Here is a 4,254-nt window from a genome sequence, read left to right as displayed (position 1 = left end):
AGGGACAGCTGATAGAAACAGAAGCCACTGGAGCACCTCAAAAACACCATCATACACTAAATCAGTAAGTTGGCAGCATCACCCTTCAAACGAAAGGTCTTTATTTGCTGTCTGTATTCTGAAGAGTCCAAGGAATCAAACTTGAACAACAAAAATAGGTTATATGAAAGCATCATCATTTGAAACACGGCTTCATTCGCCCAAAATGACTTTAGCAAGAGATGACCCACCGCCATGTCGTATTTGGCTTCTTTGATATAGTTTTCAGCATTACCACGCTTTTCATAGTATATAACTACTTTTTCAGAAAGCAAGGTAGTATTTGTTACAAAGAAAAAGTAGTCGTATTCGGAACCTTCTAAAAGTGATAATTGTGCTCTTTCTTTTTCTGGTTTCAGTACGCGAGATACGACAAATCTTCTGTCTTTTTCCCATTTAACTAATTTTGTATACAGTTCTGTAGTTTCTCTACCTTCTTCTCCTTTAACGAATACAATTGATGAATTCGTTGCTTGTGAGGTGAGTGTAGAATAACTTTTGGCTTTAATTAAATATTTGCATCCAAGAGATTCTATCGTTTCGATAATTTTTTCATCAAAGTAGCCACTATCCATTCGAAATAAAATTTCTAAATCGTCTGATTTGATGTTAGCAACAATTTCTTTGATCATTTCCGCAGCACCGTTTGCAGTGTAAGTATTGCCACTTCTTACAAATCCGGTAACATATGCTTTTAATTCGTCGCAAAATGCAAATTGGATATTGTAGCATCGGTTTCCCAGTTTCTTAGGATTATATCCTTTTGACGCACCTTCTTGATGACCTTCTACGTTAATTACACTACTATCAATATCAATCGTAATGGATGTCAATTTACTTTTAGTGAGCAGTTTTTTAAAGACTTTAAAATTAATGTCTCTAAACATTTGGGTTGTCTTGAAGTTGAAGTTTCCTAGAAACCGTGACACTGTTTCAGGTTCTTTTACGGAAATATCAAACTCGTTGACGAGGGGATCATTTTGAAGTAGCTTTAGACGTTCTAACTTATCAATGCCAATGAAGTGACCGCAGAGCATGGTCTTTATATGATTCATCTTGATTTTATTTGTTGAGTCATTATCAAATACGAGGTCATTTTCAATAAAATCAAAAATCCCATTGCTTTTTGCATTCTCAAGGAGCAGAAAAAGACCTGCATTTGATGTTAGATTCTTAGCTTTGAAATCAATTTTATTAATCATAATTAGAACCCCTTTTTACTACTTTTCTTACTATTATTTTACCATATATCGAGTCATAAAAGCTGATAATTTAACATATTTTTGAGCACTTTTCTTTCACCCAATGGGTGAAAGCTGAATTTCGAAGGAATGCATATTTATCAAGGCTTTGATTATGCTTTTTGAAGTACTGACGTAGAATCTAGGTTATCAACATAGGTGTTAGCCACATCACTGATGATGTCCTCGCTTAGGCGATAAATTTTCTTTGTATAGCGCCAGTATATAAAACACAAAATACTGTGTGGTGACGATAATTCGTTTCCATGAAATAAAGATTCTAGTTTAGAAGCCAGTTCTTCATTTTTTTGTTGGCTCTGGAGACGACTCATTAGTATGCGTTCTTCATCTTTTCTGTCGATAAATAATAATGGATTGTCGCTGCGTTTTTTATTTCGGCATGCAAAGATTTGCTCTTCAAGCCCAGGGATTGTGTTGATGACTTTTTTTATCTTTTTCAGGAAAATAGGTTGTTTTAACTGCGACATTTCCATCTCCTAAGGGGATTCTTTTATTAACTAAAATCAGCATAACATGCGTTGTTGTGAAGTAGAGAACCATGTATTGGGTTGGTTGTTAACTTCAAAAACAACGCTGAATCATTCAAATAATAAAAGGATTGTTACAGATACGAAAGTCGTTAGAATAGCTGCGGGCGCTTGAGGCTGTATGCCGAAAGCGTTTTGTGGACGGTATACAGCAGAAAGCCCCTGGAGATTTTTTTATCAATCAACCAAGGGCTCTACTGTAATGCCTCAACAACATTATAGTAGCCCGATAACCGCCGGAAGGCAATGGAGGGGCTATGATGCCACAGCGAACGTTTTTAATGATGTTAATCGTCGTCTGTGTGACGATTCTGTGTTTTGTCTGGATGGTGAGGGATTCGCTTTGCGGACTCCGGCTCCAGCAGGGAAACACAGTGCTTGTGGCAACGTTAGCCTACGAAGTTAAACGTTAACGGGCAACACGGCGGCAGGTTTTCTGCCGCCGCTTTGTTGCGAAGGCTGACCTCATTGCGCCCTTTCTTCTTCAATGAAGCGTATCTGGTATTGTTTCATTTTCCCTGAAGCCGATTAGCTCCAGCCGAATGCCTTTGCCATCGGGGGCCACGTTCTGCATTTCGCAGATACCACGTCGGGTCATGAGTGTGAAGGCTGTCATTGCCAGCATGGCTAACGCGTTTTCCTCGCTTCCGCTGCGTTTCTCGAGAGCATCGGCAATTTCTTCTATGCTCCCCACCTGAAAGCAAGAGTCGAATTCTTTACTCCACTTTTCTGACATCGGATTTTCTCTCTGTATTTATGGGTAGTTATCGAACTGAATGTGCCAGTTTTTTCAGGAGACGGCAAAGTTGAGATGATTGGTTCTGATTCAAAGCATGAGTTTCCCCGGTGTGACGGGCATGTCGGGCGGATTTTGAGAAACAACAGATGTAAAAAAACCGACTGGTGAGGTCGGTTTTTTTACTGTTCCGTTACAGAGTGGGTGGCTCTGGTCGGAAAAGAACTGTCTATAACTGACTTGTAGATAGTACGTCTGGAATTATATTTCTGCAAGTACTGGATAAGTGTATACTCGGCATGTCAGCTCTGAGGCATGTTCTGTCCGACATATTGTTCAGCGGGAAGAACAGGTTGCAAGTCCTGGCCAAAACATCAGGTGGTGCTGGTTTTGGTGCTCTGGTCGGAGAAGAACTGTCTATAACTGACACTATAGAAACCGTTGTGACAGGCAGTGTAAGAGCGAACAACGGGGTTCTTTCTCCAGTGATGGAGAAGCGGATGATTAATCTGTTAATCATCGTTCTCAGGGCAGTAGTTGCCGTTGCAAACGCGCTGATTGCTGTTCTGGAACTGATCCGGGAACTTATCGACTGATAAGCCTGGAAACGTAACTAAGGGCAGGGAGTTACCGCTTCCTGCCCTTTAACAAAAAGAGATCTCACGTTAAAAATTTGTACCCTTCTTTAACTTCCAGTGCCTGCTCCTTTGACTCAAACATCAGTCTTGTTTTCCCGGGAACACCCCATGAAATGTATTCAACATCTATCCACCATTTTCCATATTCTTCATATGGCTCGGATATTACTTTTTTGACAAAGGCGTCTACCAGATTCATTGTTTTTTCCTTTTTGTGTTGAAAATAATTAATGCCAGAGCACAGCGAAAATAATGAATGCGCTGGCTGTGATAATTGCGATTTTCTCCCATATGATATTTTTCTCATGGGGGTTTCTACGGAGATTATTTCTTCGCATTGAGATACCGGTATTCATGTTTTATCTTGGATTTTTGTTTTGTTGTCTGTCTGGCAGGCTGTTCTGCGCCCGTTTGTGACAAGGTTAGCTTATGGGGTTAAATGGTCACGGACATCATGCGGACGGTTCCCTGTCACATGCCATCTGGTTTTTTCATTCAAATTGAGAGATATTGCTAAGTTGAGTCGCTTGCGATAGTGGACTCCTGTTTGCAAGTGAGTGCCATTGTTTATTTCATGAAGAGGATTGATTATGAGCATGCCTCCTGCGATAGCTAATACTTTCTTGTTTGAAATGATGAAGAGTAAATCAAAAGACGTTACACTTGCTGCGATCTATGCATTAGGTGAAGGCCGGTGTCAGGCGGAGAACATTACTCGTGAATTACATAGATTGAGTCAAAGTGATGATATGGAAATAAAAATTGCTGCGATTAAAGCACTTGGTCGAATTTATCGGTAACGGCATAAGTTATCTGTTGTAATGAACAAAAGCCGGCTCATTTGAACCGGCTGTTATGGAGGGAGCTTATCTTAAAATACTTCGGCTACAGGTATGCCTGCAATCTGCTCCCACTCCTTACGCTTTTCCTGAATCAGGCGAGGAAAGTCGACAGGGTAATCATATCCTCGGTGATGCTGCCAACTTACTGATTTAGTGTATGATGGTGTTTTTGAGGTGCTCCAGTGGCTTCTGTTTCTATCAGCTGTCCCT

6 protein-coding genes and 2 pseudogenes are annotated in these 4,254 nt (G+C 40.4%); 3 read left to right on the top strand and 5 right to left on the bottom strand.

Annotated features, from left to right (window positions below):
• Positions 1 to 83: 83 nt before the first annotated feature.
• Together FTE26_RS06040 and FTE26_RS06035 are read right to left on the bottom strand one after the other, a co-directional pair.
• Positions 84 to 1,241 (bottom strand): annotated as a pseudogene (locus tag FTE26_RS06040) (IS1380-like element ISEcp1 family transposase); the annotation flags it as partial.
• A 152-nt stretch (positions 1,242 to 1,393) separates the two neighbouring features.
• Entirely contained in the window at positions 1,394 to 1,768 is a 375-nt protein-coding gene (locus FTE26_RS06035; protein ID WP_223349261.1) for a hypothetical protein, read from the bottom strand.
• A 320-nt stretch (positions 1,769 to 2,088) separates the two neighbouring features.
• On the opposite strand from FTE26_RS06035, the gene FTE26_RS06030 reads away from it, so the two are divergent.
• Positions 2,089 to 2,241 carry a Hok/Gef family protein gene (locus tag FTE26_RS06030; RefSeq protein ID WP_001387489.1) on the top strand — a complete coding sequence of 51 codons (153 nt, stop codon included), beginning with the start codon at positions 2,089 to 2,091 and terminating at the stop codon, positions 2,239 to 2,241.
• A 71-nt stretch (positions 2,242 to 2,312) separates the two neighbouring features.
• Here FTE26_RS06030 and FTE26_RS06025 read toward each other — a convergent pair whose 3' ends face one another.
• The gene (locus tag FTE26_RS06025; RefSeq protein ID WP_001291964.1) at positions 2,313 to 2,564 is read right to left on the bottom strand and encodes a hypothetical protein; all 252 of its coding nucleotides are present in this window, start codon (positions 2,562 to 2,564) and stop codon (positions 2,313 to 2,315) included.
• A gap of 500 nt (positions 2,565 to 3,064) precedes the next feature.
• Between FTE26_RS06025 and dqlB the strand changes: the two genes are divergently transcribed.
• Complete coding sequence (gene dqlB, locus FTE26_RS06020) at positions 3,065 to 3,160, top strand: DinQ-like type I toxin DqlB (RefSeq protein WP_000609148.1); 96 nt, start codon at positions 3,065 to 3,067, stop codon at positions 3,158 to 3,160.
• A 64-nt stretch (positions 3,161 to 3,224) separates the two neighbouring features.
• On the opposite strand, the gene FTE26_RS06015 is transcribed toward dqlB, so the two are convergent.
• Positions 3,225 to 3,401, bottom strand: coding sequence for a hypothetical protein (locus FTE26_RS06015; RefSeq protein ID WP_001054897.1), 177 nt, complete (start codon positions 3,399 to 3,401; stop codon positions 3,225 to 3,227).
• Positions 3,402 to 3,792: 391 nt separating this feature from the next.
• Between FTE26_RS06015 and FTE26_RS06010 the strand changes: the two genes are divergently transcribed.
• The gene (locus FTE26_RS06010; RefSeq protein WP_000062603.1) at positions 3,793 to 4,002 is read left to right on the top strand and encodes a HEAT repeat domain-containing protein; all 210 of its coding nucleotides are present in this window, start codon (positions 3,793 to 3,795) and stop codon (positions 4,000 to 4,002) included.
• 71 nt (positions 4,003 to 4,073) lie between these two features.
• Here FTE26_RS06010 and FTE26_RS06005 read toward each other — a convergent pair.
• A pseudogene (locus FTE26_RS06005) lies at positions 4,074 to 4,254 on the bottom strand (hypothetical protein); the annotation flags it as partial.

Origin of the sequence: Escherichia sp. S10b (assembly GCF_028421345.1) — a bacterium.
Taxonomy (GTDB): domain Bacteria; phylum Pseudomonadota; class Gammaproteobacteria; order Enterobacterales; family Enterobacteriaceae; genus ECMA0423.
Note: the sequence above shows the minus strand (reverse complement) of the source record. Positions and strands in the feature narration are given on the sequence as shown.

Bases quoted from the DNA above. Each gene is read 5' to 3' on its own strand.
- FTE26_RS06035 (WP_223349261.1), bottom strand. From the start codon at position 1,768: ATGTCGCAGTTAAAACAACCTATTTTCCTGAAAAAGATAAAAAAAGTC.
- FTE26_RS06030 (WP_001387489.1), top strand. From the start codon at position 2,089: ATGCCACAGCGAACGTTTTTAATGATGTTAATCGTCGTCTGTGTGACG.
- FTE26_RS06025 (WP_001291964.1), bottom strand. From the start codon at position 2,564: ATGTCAGAAAAGTGGAGTAAAGAATTCGACTCTTGCTTTCAGGTGGGG.
- dqlB (WP_000609148.1), top strand. From the start codon at position 3,065: ATGATTAATCTGTTAATCATCGTTCTCAGGGCAGTAGTTGCCGTTGCA.
- FTE26_RS06015 (WP_001054897.1), bottom strand. From the start codon at position 3,401: ATGAATCTGGTAGACGCCTTTGTCAAAAAAGTAATATCCGAGCCATAT.
- FTE26_RS06010 (WP_000062603.1), top strand. From the start codon at position 3,793: ATGAGCATGCCTCCTGCGATAGCTAATACTTTCTTGTTTGAAATGATG.